Origin of the sequence: Streptomyces sp. BF23-19 (assembly GCF_041106355.1) — a bacterium.
GTDB lineage: Bacteria > Actinomycetota > Actinomycetes > Streptomycetales > Streptomycetaceae > Streptomyces > Streptomyces virginiae_A.
Map to the genome: position 1 here is coordinate 40225 of NZ_JBGBPT010000059.1, position 16434 is coordinate 56658.

At 71.5% G+C, this 16434-nt stretch carries 12 protein-coding genes and 2 pseudogenes; 9 read left to right on the forward strand and 5 right to left on the reverse strand.

Annotation, left to right across the window (positions count from 1 at the left end; translation table 11 throughout):
- Positions 1-46 precede the first annotated feature (46 nt).
- Both AB8A24_RS28785 and AB8A24_RS28790 read left to right on the forward strand, forming a co-directional pair.
- Positions 47-760 carry an SDR family NAD(P)-dependent oxidoreductase gene (locus AB8A24_RS28785; RefSeq protein ID WP_369477998.1) on the forward strand — a complete coding sequence of 238 codons (714 nt, stop codon included), beginning with the start codon at positions 47-49 and terminating at the stop codon, positions 758-760.
- Positions 761-957: 197 nt separating this feature from the next.
- Entirely contained in the window at positions 958-1989 is a 1032-nt protein-coding gene (locus AB8A24_RS28790) for a nitronate monooxygenase (protein ID WP_369477999.1), read from the forward strand.
- A gap of 103 nt (positions 1990-2092) precedes the next feature.
- Here AB8A24_RS28790 and AB8A24_RS28795 read toward each other — a convergent pair whose 3' ends face one another.
- Positions 2093-2713 carry a TetR/AcrR family transcriptional regulator gene (locus tag AB8A24_RS28795; protein ID WP_328959570.1) on the reverse strand — a complete coding sequence of 207 codons (621 nt, stop codon included), beginning with the start codon at positions 2711-2713 and terminating at the stop codon, positions 2093-2095.
- A gap of 164 nt (positions 2714-2877) precedes the next feature.
- Here AB8A24_RS28795 and AB8A24_RS28800 point away from each other — a divergent pair, with 164 nt between their 5' ends.
- The 3 genes and pseudogenes from AB8A24_RS28800 (at position 2878) to AB8A24_RS28810 (ending at position 5926) form a co-directional block, all read left to right on the forward strand.
- On the forward strand, positions 2878-3234 hold the full coding sequence (locus AB8A24_RS28800; RefSeq protein WP_369478000.1) for an SgcJ/EcaC family oxidoreductase: 357 nt from the start codon (positions 2878-2880) through the stop codon (positions 3232-3234).
- 909 nt (positions 3235-4143) lie between these two features.
- Positions 4144-4848 (forward strand): type 1 glutamine amidotransferase domain-containing protein, encoded by a 705-nt coding sequence (locus tag AB8A24_RS28805; RefSeq protein WP_328959573.1) that lies wholly within the window; start codon positions 4144-4146, stop codon positions 4846-4848.
- Positions 4849-5112: 264 nt separating this feature from the next.
- Positions 5113-5926 (forward strand): annotated as a pseudogene (locus AB8A24_RS28810) (transposase).
- Here AB8A24_RS28810 and AB8A24_RS28815 read toward each other — a convergent pair.
- Positions 5923-6567 (reverse strand): DsbA family oxidoreductase, encoded by a 645-nt coding sequence (locus tag AB8A24_RS28815; protein ID WP_328959574.1) that lies wholly within the window; start codon positions 6565-6567, stop codon positions 5923-5925. The pseudogene AB8A24_RS28810 and the gene AB8A24_RS28815 sit on opposite strands and share 4 nt — an antisense overlap.
- 915 nt (positions 6568-7482) lie before the next feature.
- On the opposite strand from AB8A24_RS28815, the gene AB8A24_RS28820 reads away from it, so the two are divergent.
- From AB8A24_RS28820 to AB8A24_RS28830, 3 genes are all read left to right on the forward strand, one after another.
- Positions 7483-9585, forward strand: a complete 2103-nt coding sequence (locus tag AB8A24_RS28820) for a helix-turn-helix domain-containing protein (protein WP_369478001.1) — start codon at positions 7483-7485, stop codon at positions 9583-9585.
- Between the two features lie 5 nt (positions 9586-9590).
- Positions 9591-10145, forward strand: a complete 555-nt coding sequence (locus AB8A24_RS28825; protein WP_369478002.1) for an XRE family transcriptional regulator — start codon at positions 9591-9593, stop codon at positions 10143-10145.
- 621 nt (positions 10146-10766) lie between these two features.
- Positions 10767-12230, forward strand: a complete 1464-nt coding sequence (locus AB8A24_RS28830) for an alpha/beta hydrolase (protein ID WP_369478003.1) — start codon at positions 10767-10769, stop codon at positions 12228-12230.
- Between the two features lie 140 nt (positions 12231-12370).
- Here the strand turns inward: AB8A24_RS28830 and AB8A24_RS28835 are convergent, their stop codons facing one another.
- Complete coding sequence (locus AB8A24_RS28835) at positions 12371-12595, reverse strand: hypothetical protein (RefSeq protein ID WP_266385344.1); 225 nt, start codon at positions 12593-12595, stop codon at positions 12371-12373.
- Between the two features lie 839 nt (positions 12596-13434).
- Between AB8A24_RS28835 and AB8A24_RS28840 the strand changes: the two genes are divergently transcribed.
- A complete protein-coding gene (locus AB8A24_RS28840) occupies positions 13435-13938 on the forward strand; it encodes a hypothetical protein (RefSeq protein WP_328959578.1) in 504 nt (167 codons plus the stop codon).
- Positions 13939-14048: 110 nt separating this feature from the next.
- Here the strand turns inward: AB8A24_RS28840 and AB8A24_RS28845 are convergent, their stop codons facing one another.
- Positions 14049-15857 (reverse strand): Stealth CR1 domain-containing protein, encoded by a 1809-nt coding sequence (locus AB8A24_RS28845; protein WP_369478004.1) that lies wholly within the window; start codon positions 15855-15857, stop codon positions 14049-14051.
- A 171-nt stretch (positions 15858-16028) separates the two neighbouring features.
- Positions 16029-16434, reverse strand: a pseudogene (locus AB8A24_RS28850) (hypothetical protein); the annotation flags it as partial.

Sequence of the window (16434 nt, forward strand, 5' to 3'; positions counted from 1 at the left end):
TACCAGTCGGGCAACGCTCGTCCCCCTTGAAGGAGGTCAGGTCGCCATGAGCACGCAGGTTCAGAAGGTCGCGGTCGTCACGGGTGCGTCCCAGGGCATCGGCGCCGGGCTTGTCACCGCCTACCGCAAGCTGGGCTACGGCGTCGTCGCCACCTCTCGCCACATCCCTGCGTCGGACGACCCCGACATCGTCACCGTCCAGGGCGACATCGCCGACCGCACGACCGCGGAGCGCGTCATCTCCGCCGGCGTCGAGCGGTTCGGCCGTATCGACACGCTGGTCAACAATGCGGGGATCTTCGTCGCGAAGCCCTTCACCAATTACACCGAGGACGACTACGAGGCGGTGCTCGGCGTGAACCTGGACGGCTTCTTCCGCATCACCCAGCTCGCGGTGCAGCGCATGCTGGAGCAGGGCGGCGGCCACGTCGTGCAGATCACGAGCACCCTCGCCGACCGGGCCAGCTCCAGCGTGACCTCCGTACTCGCCTCCCTGACCAAGGGAGGACTGCAGTCCGCGACGAAGGCGCTGGCCATCGAGTACGCCGGCCGCGGCATACGCAGCAACGCCGTGGCGCTGGGCGTCGTCAAGACACCCATGCACTCCGAGGAGCATCACGCGGCACTCGCGGGACTGCATCCGCTCGGCCGCATGGGCGAGGTGAGCGACATCGTCGACGCGGTCGTCTACCTCGAGAACGCCCCGTTCGTCACGGGCGAGATCCTCCACGTCGACGGCGGCCAGAACGCCGGCTCCTGAAAGTCGGGCACTCACCGCCGACGCGCCGCCGCGGGCCGTGGCGGGACGTGCCGGGTCGCCCCGGAACCGGCTGCCGACGGGCCCGCCCGGCCGACGGCGAACCGCCCGTCGCACTCGGGGCCCGGGCGGCCCGGGCGGGCCACAACCCACCCCGGGCCGCACCCGTTCCCCGCTTCACGAAGGAGAGAGGACACGCCATGGGTTCGCTGCTCAGCGCTCTTGCCGTGGACAACCCGGTGCTGGCCGCGCCGATGGCCGGCGGCCCCACCACCCCCGCACTGGTCGTGGCGGCGGCCCGGGCGAGCGGGCTGGGGTTCCTCGCCGGCGGATACAAGACCGCCGACACGCTGGCCGGGCAGATCGCCGAGGTCCGACGCCACGGCGTCGCCTTCGGCGTCAACCTCTTCGCGCCCAATCCCCTGCCGGTCGATCCGGAGGTCTTCCGGCGCTATGCCGCCGCGATCGCCCCCGAAGGCCGGGCCCACGGACTCGACGTCCGGGAAGTGGGAATCGTCGAGGACGACGACCACTGGTCGGACAAGATCGACTTGTTGCTGTCCGTACCGGTTCCGGTCGTCAGCTTCACCTTCGCCGTCCCGGACCAAGCCGTCATCGCGGCGCTGCGCGCTGCCGGAACCCTGGTCGTCCAGACGGTCACTTCGGCGGCGGAGGCCCGCCTGGCCGCGGACGCGGGCGTCGACGCACTGGCCGTGCAGGCGTCGGCCGCCGGAGGGCATTCCGGCACGCTCACCCCTGAGTGGATTCCGGCCCCCGTCCCCCTGGCCGAGCTGCTGGGGCGGATCCGGGAGGCGGTGTCGCTGCCGCTCGTCGCCGCGGGCGGGCTGGCCACCCCTGCCGCCGTGGCCGAGGCGCTGCGCGCCGGGGCGGAGGCGGTCATGGTCGGCACGGTCCTGCTGCGGGCGGACGAAGCCGGCACCTCACTCCCCCACAGGGCCGCCCTGGCCGACCCGCAGCGCCGCGGGACCGTGGTGACGAGGGCGTTCACGGGCCGGCCCGCGCGGGCTCTGGCCAACCGGTTCACCGACCGCTACAGCCACCTCGCCCCCTCCGGCTATCCCGCCCTGCACCATCTGACCAGGCCGATGCGCCAGGCCGCCGCCGCGGTCGGCGACCCCGAGCCGATCAGCCTGTGGGCCGGTACCGGGTACCGGCAGGCCACGGCCGAGCCCGCCGCCGAGATCCTGCGCAGACTGGCCTCCCACACCTGAACACTCCCAGCGCCCCGCGCACGCCGAAGCGCCGGCGGTCCGGGCTCGGTGTCGACGCAGCTCCGGCGCTCCGCGCACGGGCCCGTCGGCAGCGGACCGGGACTCACGCCCCGGCCGCTGCCTCCTGCGGGATCCGTGCCCCCAGCAGGGCCAGGCAGTTCGCCCAGAGAACGCTCAGCTGGGACGTGTTGTTGTAGAGCTTGGCGAGCAGCACCTGTCCTTCGAGCTGAGCCACGACCGCTCGCGCCGCCTCATGCGTGTCGGCGACACCGACCTCGCCCCGCTCGCGCGCCTCGGCGACGACCGACTCCACCAGGCCGACCTGGGCGTCGAAGATCTCCTGAAGGCACAGGCGGATCGCCTCGGTCTGGTTGCTCAGCTCGAGCGTGAGGTTCCCGAACAGGCAGCCGGAGACGGTGCCGCAGCTCTTCTGCCCCGCCCGCTGGGTCGCCTCGGTCTCCTCGAAGAGCTGGCGCAGTCGCTGCAGGGGCTCGGCGTCGCCGTGCAGAACGCGGGTCCACTCGCGGCGCTGGGCGGCCCAGTGCTCGTCGAGCACGGTCAGCGCCAGAGCCTCTTTGGACTCGAAGAAGTAGTAGAAGCTCCCCTTGGGCACCCCGGCCGTCTTGCAGATCTCGGCCACGCCCAGCGCCGAGTAACCACGCAGCTCGATGAGCGACTGCGTGGTGCTGATGATCTTCTCTCTGGCGTCACTGGTCCGTCCCATGCTTGCCAGTATACGACCGCTCGTCTACATTCTCACTAGACCGGTCGTCTACGGGGGTGGGGAATCAGGTCGCCCGCATTGCGCGACCACGCACGGTGGGGCCCCGCGCGCCCACGCCCGTCCACGCCCGTCCACAGATGAGAGCTGAAGCAATGAGTCATCCGATGCAGGACGTCCTTCGGCGCTGGAAGGCCGCTTTCGACGCCCATCAGCCCGACGCCATGGCCGATCTCTTCACACCCGACGCCCTCTTCCAGGGCTTCGGACCCGCCGTCCTCACCGGCCGGGACGCGGTACGGGACTACTACGAAGCCGTACCACCCGGCCGCAGGGCCGACGTGACGGTCCTGCACAGCTACACGATCGGAGAGCAGGCCGCCGGAGGCTTCGCGGACGTCACGTTCGGCGACGCGCACGGCTGGGAGGCCCACGTGCACCTGTCGCTGGTGCTCCACCTCCACGACACCGGCTGGAAGATCCAGCAGTACCACGTCTCCCGCGTCGAGGACGAACACCAGTAGTCCAGCAGCACTCGCCATCCGGTCAGAGGCGCCGCAGGAAGTGCAGCATGGTGACGCCCAGCAGCAAGGCACCCAGGACGCGGACTGCGCGCGATTCGTCGCCGAAGGCTCCAGGGCGTCACCTCGAGGACGGCGGCACTCGCGCCGACCGGCTCGAGGTCGAACCTCGGGCAGCCGGCCCGAGCCCCAGGCTCCTCTCGCTCGGTCCGGTCCACCGCCGGGCCCCGCCGACGCTCGATGGTCACCACTCACCGATGTACCGGCAGCGCGCCGCCGGATCCATCCACGTCGGCAGGAGCCCGGCGCCGACGGTCAGGCGCGAAGGCGGCTGTGGGGGCCGTCCTTATCCCCGGCCGTTTCGTCGTTGAACCAGTAGTCGCCGGCGGCCAGGTAGCGGAACCCGGCCGGGCCCTGCCACCTCCCCCGGATCTGCCGGACCACTCCGGGCGCGCCCGTGGTGGCGGTATCGCGCCGGCGGGCGGGCCAGGCCGGCGGCACCCGAAGGCCGCCCGATCCCGACCGGAACCGGTCGCTCACCCGAACCTCGCCGAGCACCGCAAGCGACACGGTGGCGGGCGTGGTCGGCCGGTTCGCCGATGCCCGAACTCCCCAGCCGCCGGCCCGGCCAGTGCGTCGGCGTCCGCCTCGGTGGACCAGCCGGACAAGCGATCCTCCCCTCCACCTCGTCCTCCAGGACCAGCCTCGGGGCATCGAGCCGGAATCGGCGCTTTGCGCCCCCGGCGCCGGCCACGTTCCGTGGTGCCGACCAGGAGTCGCTCGTGGGCCGTGCGCCCGTCCGTCCCATGCGGCCAACCATCACGCGTCCGACTCCGGAGCAAAAATAGTCGACCGGTCGGCTACACTGAGGTGGAGCCGACTTGGGCTCCAAAACATTGACAGGAGAAGGACATGCCTTCGATCTTGATCGTGCTGACCGGTGCCCGGCACTGGACGCTGAAGGACGGCACCGCGCACCCGACGGGGTTCTGGGGGGAGGAGTTCATCGAGTCGCACCGGGCCTTCACCGCGGCCGGCGCCCAGGTGACTCTGGCCACGCCCGGAGGGGTGCGGCCGGTCGTGGACGAGCTGAGCCTGGCCCCGGCGATGAACGGTGGTGACGAGGCCAAGGTCGCCGGCTTCCGCGCCTACCTCGCCGAGGTCGACGGGTTCCTCGCCGCGCCTCGGCGGCTGGAAGACATGAATCCCGCGGACTATGACGCCGTGTTCGTGCCCGGCGGGCACGGACCGATGCAGGACCTGGCCGTCAGCGACACGCTCGGCCGGCTGCTGGTTTCGCTGCTCGACACTCCCGGCAAGGTGGTGGCCTCGGTCTGCCACGGCCCGGCCGGTTTCCTCGCCGCCGGCCGCGCCGACGGCAGCTGGGCCTTCGCCGGCCGGCACCTGACCGCGTTCACCAACGACGAGGAAACCCAAGCCGGTTTCGCGGACAAGGCCCCCTGGCTGCTGGAGGACCGGCTGCGCGCGGCCGGTGCCAAGTTCGACGCCGGCGCCTCGTGGGGCAGCCACGTCATCGTCGACGGCAACCTGGTGACCGGACAGAACCCCGGCTCCACCATCGACGCCGCCCACCGCGTGCTCGAGCTGCTCGCCTGACCACGCCCATGGCGCAGGGGGTGCCGCGGCGAGAGCGACCCGCTCGCGCCGCGGCACCCCCTGCCCAGGTCACCGGTTCGACACGCAGTACCCCATCGCGCAGGACCCGTTCGGCGATGGCGTCGGACACCGTCGTGGCGGGCGCGGCGGTGTCCGACGCCGGCGATCCGGGCTCCTTCGGTGGTCGCCACCTGCAGCCCCGACCAGCTCGACGCCACGATCGGTGCGCTGGGGCCGTGTGGTGGGGCCGACGTCGAGTTGCTCATGGGGTGGGGTACGTGGAGCTGGATCGTCCCGGACGGGTTGTGGGAGATCGTGTAGCCGTCGATCCCGCCGTTCTGTGCGGCCGCAAGGCGGCGGGCACACGGGACACGCCTGATGAGACGCTGTTCGCCGCGATCATCCAGGTGCTGGTCAGCGGCTGTGCCCGGCGGGCGATGCCGCACTGCTTCGAGATATGGAAGCCGACAGCCCACCACCGGTTCCTGACCTGATCGAGAGCCGGAGCGTGGGGCCGGCTGCAGGAGGAGATCCTGCACCGTCTCGACGACGCCGGCCTCCCGCGTCGTCCTCGACTCAACCCACGGGCCAAAGTGGGGGGCGCACTCACAGGTCCGAGCCCCATGGGCCGAGGCGAACCGGGTTCCAGGATGCACGTCCTGTCGGACGCGGCCGGACTGCCCGTCGCCGGGGTCTCGGCCGCCGACACCCACGACAGCCGGGCCTTGAAGCCTATGGTGCTCGGTCACCCAACGAGACACGCCCCCAACCGCGGCCGCCACTTCAAGCCTCAACGCCTGCATGCCTGCATGCCTGCACGGCCTACGACATCCCTGAACTGCGAGATGGCTTCGCGGCAAACGGATCGGGGGCTATCGCCCGCAAAGGCGTCGAGTCCAGCGAACGGCTGGGGCGGCGCCGGTGGGTGATCGAGCGGACCATGTCCTGGCTGACCGGCTCCGCCGACTCAACCACCGACGAGCCCCGCCCCCGCAACTGCCTGGCCTTTCCCGGTCTCGCCGCCGCCCTGTGCTGCTACAAACGGCTCGTCCGCCTCACCGCACAGGGCACGGTCTAAGCCGCTGATCGGTCAGCCCAGGCCTCTTCCAGTGCCCGAGTGAACATCTCGGCCCGCTGAACGCCGCTGACCTTGTAGCGCCGGTTCAGCACGAAAAAGGGCACACCGCTCGCGCCCAGTTCAGCAGCCAGTCGCTCGTCGGCCCGCACCTCTTCGGCGTACGCATCCGGGTTGTCGAGCACCTCTCGCGCCTCCGCCTCGTTCAGCCCCGCCTCGACGGCCAAGCCGGCCAGGGTCCCCCTGTCATAGACCGAGCGCTCGTCCGCGAAGTTCGCCCGAAAGGCGAGATCCAGCATTTCGGCCTGAAGGCCGCGGGTCTTGGCGAAATGGATGAGACGGTGGATGTCGAAGGTGTTACCGAAGACGCGTCCTCCGATGCGGTACGCAAGCCCCGCGGACCGCGCCAGCGCCGAGGCCTGCTCCTCCCTGGCGATCTGCTGCTCGCGGGTACGCCCGTACTGCGCCGCGACGGCGTCGATGATCGGTACCGTGCCGTTCTCGGCCTGCGGATTGAGCTCGAACGACCGGTGCACCACCTGCACCTGATCACGGTGCGTGAAAGCGGCAAGCCCTATCTCAAAGTGCGCTTTGCCGATGTAACACCAGGGGCAGGCTATGTCAGTCCAGATCTCGACGCGCATGTGTGGCAACTCCCTGTATTCCAGGGCCGCACGGGTACATGAACCCGCAGCACGGAGCGAGGTCGCGGTGCAATCCGATCCGGCTGAGCCCCGCCCGCACCATAATCCGGCCCGCTAGACGATCGACCCAAAGAATAGACGACCGACCATCTAGTTGCAATCGCGGCAGGCAAAGGCCCTCCGTACCGCTCAAGCCCTGCCTGAGCTCCCCGCGACCCGCTCTCCGGTCGCGCAGGGCAGGGGCCTCAGCGGCGGCCACCGCCAGGAGGTCACCGGGAGCGGCGACATCACCGGGCCGCGCGGGACAGTGCCGAAGGAGCCGTCGGGCGTCGACATCGCCACCGACCGGCCGACCTGCGGACTCGGCGGCCCGGTCGGCGGTCACCTTGGCCGTGACGCTCCCCGGCGAGGCGGGCGGGAAGGAGACGCCGGCCATCACCGCCACCGGCGGCGGGAGCGGGTCATGAGCCGTGACCTCGGCTTCGGTCACGAGGCTCACCCGTGACTCGGCCGTCTGGTTCGCGATGTCGCCTCCGGCGCCGAAGGCCTGCTGATGGCCGTGGTGGTTGAGGAAGTCGCCACCCACGACGGACCGCGCTGGACCCGTACACCGGGCCCGGTTCGCTGCCGCCGACCAGTACACCCGCCGCGCCCGCGTGCGCGTCCCCGAAGTCCACCGCCCACCAGTCCCAAGACACCAGCGCACCCCTCTCCAACGTCCCTGCGGACAGGCTGGCCGGATCCCGTCTGCGACCCTGCCCCGTCCACGCACGCGCCCATGCCCGGGCGGCCCCGACAACCAGTGCAGTTGGGTACCGGGCTTCGCGACACGTCCCGAAAACACAACACCAGATAGGGTTAAATCCAACATCTAGATGGGGCTAATTTTGCTAGGGTTCGGGGTGGAGGTGGGCCATGCCGAGCCAGGAAGAACTGTTCGACGCGGTGGACGCACTGCTGGAAGGCGAGCCGCAGTTGCCGTCTCCGGCGGAGCGGGCGCGACTGCGTGAAGCGGCCGGTGTCACGCAGGCGCGGCTTGCGGCCGCGTTGAAGTCGACGCCGCAGACGGTGAAGAACTGGGAGAACGGCCGCTCCGAGCCGCGCCCGCCGCGCCTGCAGGCCTATCTGCGGCTGCTGGACGGCTGGGCCGAGCGGTACCCCGCGCCGGCCGCCGCCCCTGTGCCCGGATCCGCTCCGGTTCCGGAGGCGTTCACCGGCCCGGTGGAGCAACCCGCGGAGCGCGCCCCAGCCGCCGTCGCCACTGCACCGGATCCGGTTGTGAAGGCGCCGGTGGAGGTGGCCGGGCCGTCGGCGACGTCGCGCCGCCCGGCCAGGAAAGCCGCCCCGCAGACGCCCGCCGACCCGCGGTTCCCCCACGGGCCGCTCGTGGTCCTGGACGGTGACGGGAGCGCGTACGGCGTGGACGGGATCGTGCTGGACTGCCCGGCCACCACCGTTGCGCAGTTGGTGGAGTGGACGCTGAAGGAGTCCGGGCTCGGTACGCCGCGCCTGAACCGCAACGGCAAGGACTCCGACCCGCTGGTCGTCCTCACCGCGGCCGCCGCCGTACGGCTGGGCCTGCCCGAGCGGCTGGAGGGGCATGAGCAGCGGCGCTCCCTGCGCCTGGAGGACGACCACCGGGTCGTCACGCAGCTCGCGAAGGCGAAGTGGAAGCTGACGCAGCGCGGCTTCGGCCCCTGGGCGCGCATCTACCGGCCCGCGCAGGCCGGTCGGCGTCAGTGCGTGCAGCTCGCCGTCTTGTCCTGGGACGCGCTGGATGCGCGGTCCTGGCCGGGGGTGGCGGAGATGGGGCCGGCCGAGGTCGCCCGTGTGCTGGTTACGTATGCGGCCCGGGTGATCACCCCGCGCGGCTCCACCGCCACCTCCGGGCTGGAGCTGATGACCGCGCTGCGGCCGCCGACCCGCGCCGTGAAGAACGAGACCACCGGCGCGTGGGAGTCCGCTTACAACCCGGGCTCGCTCGGCACCGAGCCGATGGACCCCGCCCCGCCAGAGGCGCCGGCCGAACATCCCGCCGCGCAGGGGTGGACGGGTGGGTTCCTGGACGAGGAGGCGTTCCAGTGGGTGCGGGACCCGCAGTTGCTGTCGGATGAGGAGTGTCTGCTGCCGTACGCGGTCGGCCTGGACCTGAACACCGCGTTCCTCGCCGCGGCCGCGCGTCTGGTCGTCGGCCTGTCCGCACCCGACCACTTCCACGCGCCGAAGTTCAACAAGAAGATCCCCGGCAGCTGGCTGGTGGACCTGTCCGGGATCGAGCTGGACCCGCGCCTGCCGTCGCCGTTCACGCCGTCCGGCCGGCGGCCGACCGGGCCGGCCTGGTACCAGACCCACACCCTCGCCTACGCCCAGGAGCTCGGCCACGATGTCACCCCCATCGAGGCGTTCCTACGGCGGGAGACGGGTGCGTACCTGGATCCGTGGCACGACCGCCTCAAGACCGCCTACGCCGACACCCTCGCCGACCTCGGTGTGACCGCCGATCTGGACGACCGGCAGTTCCTCGCCGCGATGGAGCACCACAAGGACGTCGACCCCGGGATGGCGGCCGTCCTCACCGCGATCAAGGCGACCGTCAAGGGCGGCATCGGCAAGCTCCGCGAACGCCCTCAGGGCCGCCACTACCGCGACGGGGAGCGGTGGCCGGCGCTGGAGCGGCCGACCTGGCGGCCCGACATCCGGGCTGCGGTCATTGCCAAGGCGCGGGTCAACATGCACCGCAAGATGGCCAACGTCGCGAAGGTCACCGGCCGGTACCCGCTCGGTGTGCTGTCCGACTGCGTCGTCTACGCGAGCCCCGGACCGTCCCCGCTCGACTTCCTGCCGTACACCACCTCCGGCAAGCCCCTCCCCGGAGCCTTCCGCCTCGGGACCACGCCCGGCCTCGCCAAGGTCGAAGGCGTCCAGGAGATGGCGTGGGCCGTCGACCTCATGGAGAAGGGGCTCAACCCGGCCCGGCACATCAAGGGCGGCGACGCCGTCACGGACGAAGGAGAGTAGAGACCGTGGGGGACATCGACGACGCCCTGGAACGCGCGGACCACGAGACCTTCACGCGGGAGCCGCCCAAGACGCTGAAGGGGCGCATCAACTTCCTGATGGGCAAGCTGAAAACCACCAAGGCCGTGGCCGCCGAGCTCGGCGTCAGCCAGCGCTCCGTCGAGCGCTACCGCACCGGGGAACGCAAAACCCCGCCCACGGCGATCACCGACCGGATCGACACCGCCGTACGGGCCCGCTGGCAGCCTGTGGTGCGCATCCGCCGCCGGAAGGAAGCCGCCACCCGCACCGGGATCACGGTGGAGACGCGGGCACGGTTCGGGTACACCGCGCCCGTCGGCACCACCGACGACGGACGCATGCGACGCCTCACCGTCCACCTCCCCCCGGCTTACGCGCAGCGCCTGTTCGACGCCCAGCAGCACGGTGCCCAGGATCCGGAACTGCGCGCGATCGTCGCCGAGGGCCTGCAGGACATCTACTTCAAGGACGGCGGAACCCGCGCCGACCAGCTCGGAGTCGAATTCACCGACATCGACTACATCGACGTGTCGTTCTGAGGCGAGGCCGGGCGGTCGTCCACCGAGCGGTTCCGTTGACTGGGGCTGCTGAACCGCTCACCGTCCGGCGGGGGTTATTCGGCCTGGGCGGGGTTTCCGGTGGGGCCGGCGGTTCGCAGAACGGATCCGGCTGCGCCACCGGCTGTGGAGTTCTCTTCTTCTCCTGACACGGCACGCCGCCGGCTCACGTCACCTCCCGGCCCCCGAAACGCCACTGCACCCCATCCGGCCCGCCGGCCGCGGCCGGCCCCTCACCGCACCGGGGCACGTCCTTCGTGGTCACGTCCAGGCGCAGCCGCCGCATCGGTGGACCGGCGGGACAAGCCGGTCCTCTGTCGGACTGGCGCGGTCCGGCCGACGTGCCGTCGGGTCCACTGATGCATGTCGGCCAACTGTCCGAATATCGCATGGTACGTGAGTTGTACAAGGAGTGGCCCTTACGAGGGATTCGACCCGCCCACCGGTGCGACACGGTGGGCAGGCACGCAATCTCCGACAGAAGGGGACACCGCACGTATGAAGCGCCTCGTACCGCTGTTAGCCACCGCCGGACTCATCGCAACCACCCTGTCCCAGCTGGCCGTTCCCCAGGCATCCGCCGCCCAGCCCACCCCCGGGTACATGAGACAGAAGCCCGTCTGGCACCGTTGCAGCGCAGACAAACCGGCGACCTACGAGTGCGCGACCCTCAAGGTCCCGCTCGACTACAAGCGCCCCCAAGGCCCCACGATCGACCTCGCGATATCCCGAGTGAAGAGCGAGAACCCGGCCAAGCGGCACGGCGTCATACTCCTCAACCCGGGCGGACCCGGCACCACCGGCCTCTACCGGTCGATGCGGATGAGCACGGAGATGCCCAAGGACGTACGGGACCGCTACGACCTCATCAGCTTCGACCCGCGCGGCGTCGGGGCCAGCAGCCCGATCACCTGCGGGCTGAACCAGACCGAGACGGGCATCGGCGGGGCGTACCGGCCCGAGCGCTTCGCCTCGGACGTGGCGTGGGCGCGCAACGTCGCGGACAAGTGCCGTGAGAAGGCCGGTGACGTGCTCCCGTACATCACCACCCGCAACACGGCCCGCGACATGGACGTGATCCGCGCCGCGCTGGGCGAGCGCACGATCTCGTACCTGGGCTACTCGTACGGGACCTACCTCGGCGCGGTGTACTCCCAGATGTTCCCGCAGCGGACGGACCGCTTCGTGCTGGACAGCGGGGTGGACCCGCAGCGGATCTGGCGCGGCATGTACCAGGTGTGGGCGACCAGCTCCGGGCCGGCCTTCGAGCGGTGGACGCACTGGGCGGCGGAGCGCTCGGCCGAATACGGCCTCGGCGCGACCCCCGAGGCGGTGTCCGACACGTTCTGGGCCCTGGTGGCGCGCGCCGACCGGGAACCGATCGACTACTTCGGGCAGAAGGTCACGGGTGACGACATCCGGGACCCGGGAGTGTTCTACTCCCCGGTCGAGGCCTCGATCATCACGAGGTCCCTCAAGGCCGCGGCCGAGCGGACACCCCTGCCGACGGACGCCGGGGTGCCGGACGTGAAGAGGCTCCTCGCCGGCGGCAGGGTGGCCACCGGGCCGAATACCGACACGGCGGCCGCCCCCGCCCCGGGCGACGGACCCGCCCCGGCCACCCCCGGTGACAACGCCACCGCCGTCTACTGGTCCGTGGTGTGCGGGGACACGGAGAACTGGCCACGCGACCCCGAGCAGTACGCTCGGGACGCGGCCCAGGACAAGGTGAAGTACCCGCTGTACGGGGACTTCGCGTCGAACATCAAGCCCTGCGCCTTCTGGCAGCGGCCGTTGGAGGCCGCGACGCCCATGACGCACCAGGCGAAGGTGCTGACCGTGCAGAACGAGTGGGATCCGATGACCCCGCTCAGCAGCGGTCAGGGGCTGCACCGCGCCCTGAAGGGTTCGCGGATGGTGCTGGCGAAGGGTGGGCAGGGCCACGGCGTGTACCTCACCGACCCCACCTCCTGCGCCAACGACCCCGTCAACACCTACCTCACCACGGGCCGGCTCCCCGCGAGGGACCTGACCTGTCAGAGTCCGCCGCGCAAACCAGGAGCCTGAGAGGCCCCCCGGCGCCGTGAACCACGCGACCACCGGCCCGGCCCGACGTCCGCAGCCGGGACCGGGACCGGGACCGGACCCGAACCCATTCCGCATCACCTCGGCTACATATCGTGGCGGAGGGGTGAGCGGTGGTCGGGTCAGATGTCGCCGGTCCACACGTCGGGGCCGCCGCCCTCCCACCGGATCGGCCCGTCCTCGGACAGGTCCACATCCTCCAGGCCGGCCCGGCGCAGGAACTCCGACACGTCCCCGGGCGTGAACGCCCGGCCGAGGTCCGCGTCCACGCCGAGCGCGTGCACGGTGACCTTGCGCCCGCCCTGCGGCGACACGGGATGGATCACGATCTCCGTCTGGTCCGCCATACCCCCAGCGTGCGGCGGCCCGGGTCGCGCGGCATCCGGAGCGGAGCGCGCTTCCGCGCGCTGAACAGCAATGAAGTGGCTCCGCACGCGAGCCTGCGAGCGGCCGGGCTCGACGTCCTCTCAGAACTGTTGAAGCGAAGGGCGTTTGGGGAACGGGAGCCGGGTCAGACGCGTACATGTCGGAGGCCACGCCCTTGGGGGGTCGGGCTTCCGGAGCGGGCCCCGCCCCCGTGACACCCCTCCCCCTGGCGTCACGGGGCAGGCCCGCCCGCACGACGGGCTGCCGCCCGGATCCGTACGGCACCCGGACAGCCCGCACCCCGGCCTCCTCCCCGGCCGGGGACCCCGGGGCCGTCCGGCGAGCCCCCGGCACCGGCGCTCAGACCGCCGCCCCCGGGCCACGGACCCGACGGCAGCAGCCCGCCCCACGATGGTGCGGGTCGGCGGGCGAGCAGGGGGCGCTCTCGGGCGCCACCGGGTCCTCCGGAATGCTCGGGCGGAGTTCACGGTCGAGTTCGGTGACGATCGGCGCATCCGTTTCGACGTCCGAGTCCGAGCTCCGCCTCGACGCATCGAAGGAAATTGTCGTGAGGTCTTCGGTCGCCTCGTCCCCGGGTAAGTACGTGTGAATTTCCTTCGTGGGTCGGGTTCCTTTCCCGCCGGGACGGCGAAGGCTTGCCGTCCTGTTCGCCTTCGGACGCGTCGCAGGCGAACAGGGCGACGAGGAAGGAGGTGTTAACTGACACTTGCTCATATGTCGTGTCCGGTAAGCGATTTCAGGCCATCGAGCCGCCATGATGCGAAGCGGGGCCGATAGGGCGCGCGGCTATGATTCGATCATGGGACCCCTGAAACCGAATTTCATCGAGCTCATAGTCGGCCTCGTCGTCTTCTTCGCGGTGTTCGCCACTCTGGCCATGGTTCTCCTTCCGAGGATCGACAAGACCCTCGCCGAGCGGGAAGAGGCCACCTCGGGCACGCTCGAACGGGCCGAGGCGGTCGAGTCGGAGGCGCGGCGCGTCCGTGCCGAGTACCAGGCGGAGTTGAGCGCCGCCCGTCAGGAGGCCTCGCGGATCCGCCAGGCCGCGCACGAGGAGGGCGTCGCCCTGCTCGCCGCCGTTCGCTCGGAGGGGCAGAAGGCGCGCGAGGACATGGTCGCGGCGGCCACCGTGCAGCTGGAGGCCGATCGGGTGATCGCCGAGGCGGAGCTCCGCGAGCACGTCCTCGGGCTGGCCACCGCGCTGGCCGGGCGCATCATCGGTGAACCGCTCACCGACATCGACCGTGCCCGCGCCGTCGCGGACGCGTTCTTCGCCGGCGCGGAAGCCGATACCGCCGGCTGAGGTCGACGCGGCTGCGCGCACCGGCGGTGTCGGGGGCCGTCACCGGTCGGTGACGGCCCCTCGCGATGTCCCGGCCGAGGCACGCTCCTGGCGCCCTGGGTACGGGGCGGCTACGGCTGCGGCTGCGGCCGCGGCCGCTCGAACGGGGAGGGGACCGGGAAGTAGGCCTCCAGGAAGGCGGCGACGATGTTGTGCTGCTGCGTCGCGGTGAGTCCGGACCGGTCTGCGGCCTGGTCCGCGGCCTCGGTGGGTGCGTCCTCGTCGTCGGCGAGACAGAACGCGTCGTGGCCGCGCTCGGCGGCCAGCGGTGGCAGCTTCTCGATCACGTCGTGGTGCGCGGTGCTGACGTAGGTGTGCACGAGGTGGCCCTCGACCGCGTGGCCCCGCGCGAGCGCGAGGTGGGAGGCGAGGGTGACGGGGGCGAGGTCGTCGGTGCTGCGGAAGACCGAGCGGGCGGTGGCGGCGAGCCGGCCGGGCAACAGCTCCTCGACGTGGGTGAAGAGGGAGCGGGTGAGGGGGTAGGGGGTGTGGGCGAGGATGTGCGGATAGGTGCGGCCGACGGTCTCCTCGACGGCCTGCCGGGTGACCTTCTGCGAGGAGGTGAAGACGTCGTCACCGGCTCGGCTGCCGGGGTCGACGGCACGCCGGTCGTGGAAGACCTTGGGCAGTCCGGAGGGCAGGAAGTAGTCCTGCGGGCGCTGGGGGCGGCCGAGGAGGATGTCGTCGTTGAAGTAGATGAAGTGTTCGGCCAGGCCGGGGATGTGGTGCAGCCGGCTCTCGATGGCGTGGGAGTTGAACACCTCGGGGGCGTCGGGGTCCGTCAGGAGCTCGCGGTGGTCGACGACGGTGATGCGGGGGTGGCCGGTGTCGAGCCAGTCGGGGGCCTGGTCGTCGGTGACGAGGAAGACGTGCCGGATCCAGGGTGCGTAGGCGGCGATGGAGCGCAGACAGTAACGGAGTTCGCCGCGGTCGCGGTATCGGTTGTCCGCGAGGTCGATGCCCGTGTCGCGGCCGGTGCCGGAGGTGGCGGCGGCCCGCGCGGCGCGGTCCCTGCGTCGGCGCCAGGCGGGGTCGGCGGCGTCCACCCAGGTGATCACGGCGTCGACGGGGAACTCGATGTCGTCCGGGAAGCGGCCCGAGAAGCAGTCGACGACGGGGTAGTCCCGGTCGCCGACCCGGTGGGTGGCCGAGGCGGTCAGGGAGGGGACCCACCAGCCGTACGGGGTCTCGCGCAGGGTGGCGATGGCGCCTTCGCCGGAGTCCGGGGCCTCCCAGAACTCCAGGTCGCAGCCGGTCTCGGGGCCGTAGGTCAGGGTCCGGCCGGAGGTGACGACCGGGTGGTGGAGGCGTACGGCCCGGACGTGGGCGGGGCGCGGGGCCTTACCGGTCGGTCGGTCGCCGTCGCCCGGGACCGGGACGGCCTCGGCGGTGTCGACCGCTGCCGGAAGGTCCTCCGCCAGTACGTCTACCCGTACGTCCCCGGTCTCGCCGTCGGCGGTGACGAGGCGGGCGTAGACGGGGAGCCCTGCGAAGGCCGCGGCGCAGGCCTTCAGAGCGGCGGCACGGTCGCCCGGGGCGATGGCCACCCGGTGGGTGAGCCGGCCGTCGGGGACGAGCCCGTAGGGGACGGCGGCGGCTTCCAGGGCCTCGGCGAGCGAGCGGAGGTTGGCGTCGCGGGCATCGGCGGGGAGCAGGTCGTCCCGTACGAGGGCGAGCCGGCCGCGGTGGCGGACCAGGTTCGGTACGGTCGCCAGCAGTTCCTCCTCGCGGTCGGCGGCCCGGCCGCGCCGCGTGGACGTGTCGGCCGTGCGTTCCGGCCCGGCGGGTCCCGGTTGAGGCGGGATCCCGCCGCGGCGACGTACTGTCCGGGCGAGTCTGCGCAGCCCGGCCGGAAGGGGAAGCCGGCGTATTCCCTGCATGTACGTCCTCGGTGTGCGGCGCTGGTGAGCGGCTGCCGTTTTTCTGGGTGCCCTCTCGGCGGGAGTGGTGCGTCAGGGGCACGGCGGAAGTCTTGTTCAGCGAAACGTTTCCTTTTGTTTACGTTTCATGCAAGGGTCCGAGATCCTGTTGTCCCGACTCACAGCGACTTCTCATGTGCGGGGCGGCGTCGACCGGCCCGGCGGCGTGGCCGAAGTGGTCGGGGGCGGGGAGGGCGTCGGCTCAGGTGTCCGAGGCTTCGGGGTCACGCCGGAGCAAGACGTGGTCGACCGGCTGAGCGGCGGCGTGTCCCGGCGGGCGTGGTGGGGGGTGAGGGGTGTCCCGTTCGGTTCGGTCCTGTCGAACCCGGCCCACCACACGTCGCTCACGTCGGATGCCTCGGTCGGGTCGGGATGGTCCCCGGCGATCTCGACGTACATCTGCCGGTGGGGGACGATCCCCTCGACGGACATGGGCGGCTCGCCCGGGACCGGGTCGTCCCACGGCGCACAGGCTCTCGTGTCCGGCTCGCCACGCGCGCGGTCGTGCCGGCCGCCGGGGCGTCGACGCGGTCGTCGG

Bases quoted from the DNA above. Each gene is read 5' to 3' on its own strand.
- AB8A24_RS28820 (WP_369478001.1), top strand. From the start codon at position 7,483: ATGCCGAGCCAGGAAGAACTGTTCGACGCGGTGGACGCACTGCTGGAA.
- AB8A24_RS28795 (WP_328959570.1), bottom strand. From the start codon at position 2,713: ATGGGACGGACCAGTGACGCCAGAGAGAAGATCATCAGCACCACGCAG.
- AB8A24_RS28800 (WP_369478000.1), top strand. From the start codon at position 2,878: ATGCAGGACGTCCTTCGGCGCTGGAAGGCCGCTTTCGACGCCCATCAG.
- AB8A24_RS28840 (WP_328959578.1), top strand. From the start codon at position 13,435: ATGGGACCCCTGAAACCGAATTTCATCGAGCTCATAGTCGGCCTCGTC.
- AB8A24_RS28790 (WP_369477999.1), top strand. From the start codon at position 958: ATGGGTTCGCTGCTCAGCGCTCTTGCCGTGGACAACCCGGTGCTGGCC.
- AB8A24_RS28815 (WP_328959574.1), bottom strand. From the start codon at position 6,567: ATGCGCGTCGAGATCTGGACTGACATAGCCTGCCCCTGGTGTTACATC.
- AB8A24_RS28805 (WP_328959573.1), top strand. From the start codon at position 4,144: ATGCCTTCGATCTTGATCGTGCTGACCGGTGCCCGGCACTGGACGCTG.
- AB8A24_RS28845 (WP_369478004.1), bottom strand. From the start codon at position 15,857: ATGCAGGGAATACGCCGGCTTCCCCTTCCGGCCGGGCTGCGCAGACTC.
- AB8A24_RS28785 (WP_369477998.1), top strand. From the start codon at position 47: ATGAGCACGCAGGTTCAGAAGGTCGCGGTCGTCACGGGTGCGTCCCAG.
- AB8A24_RS28830 (WP_369478003.1), top strand. From the start codon at position 10,767: ATGAGACAGAAGCCCGTCTGGCACCGTTGCAGCGCAGACAAACCGGCG.
- AB8A24_RS28835 (WP_266385344.1), bottom strand. From the start codon at position 12,595: ATGGCGGACCAGACGGAGATCGTGATCCATCCCGTGTCGCCGCAGGGC.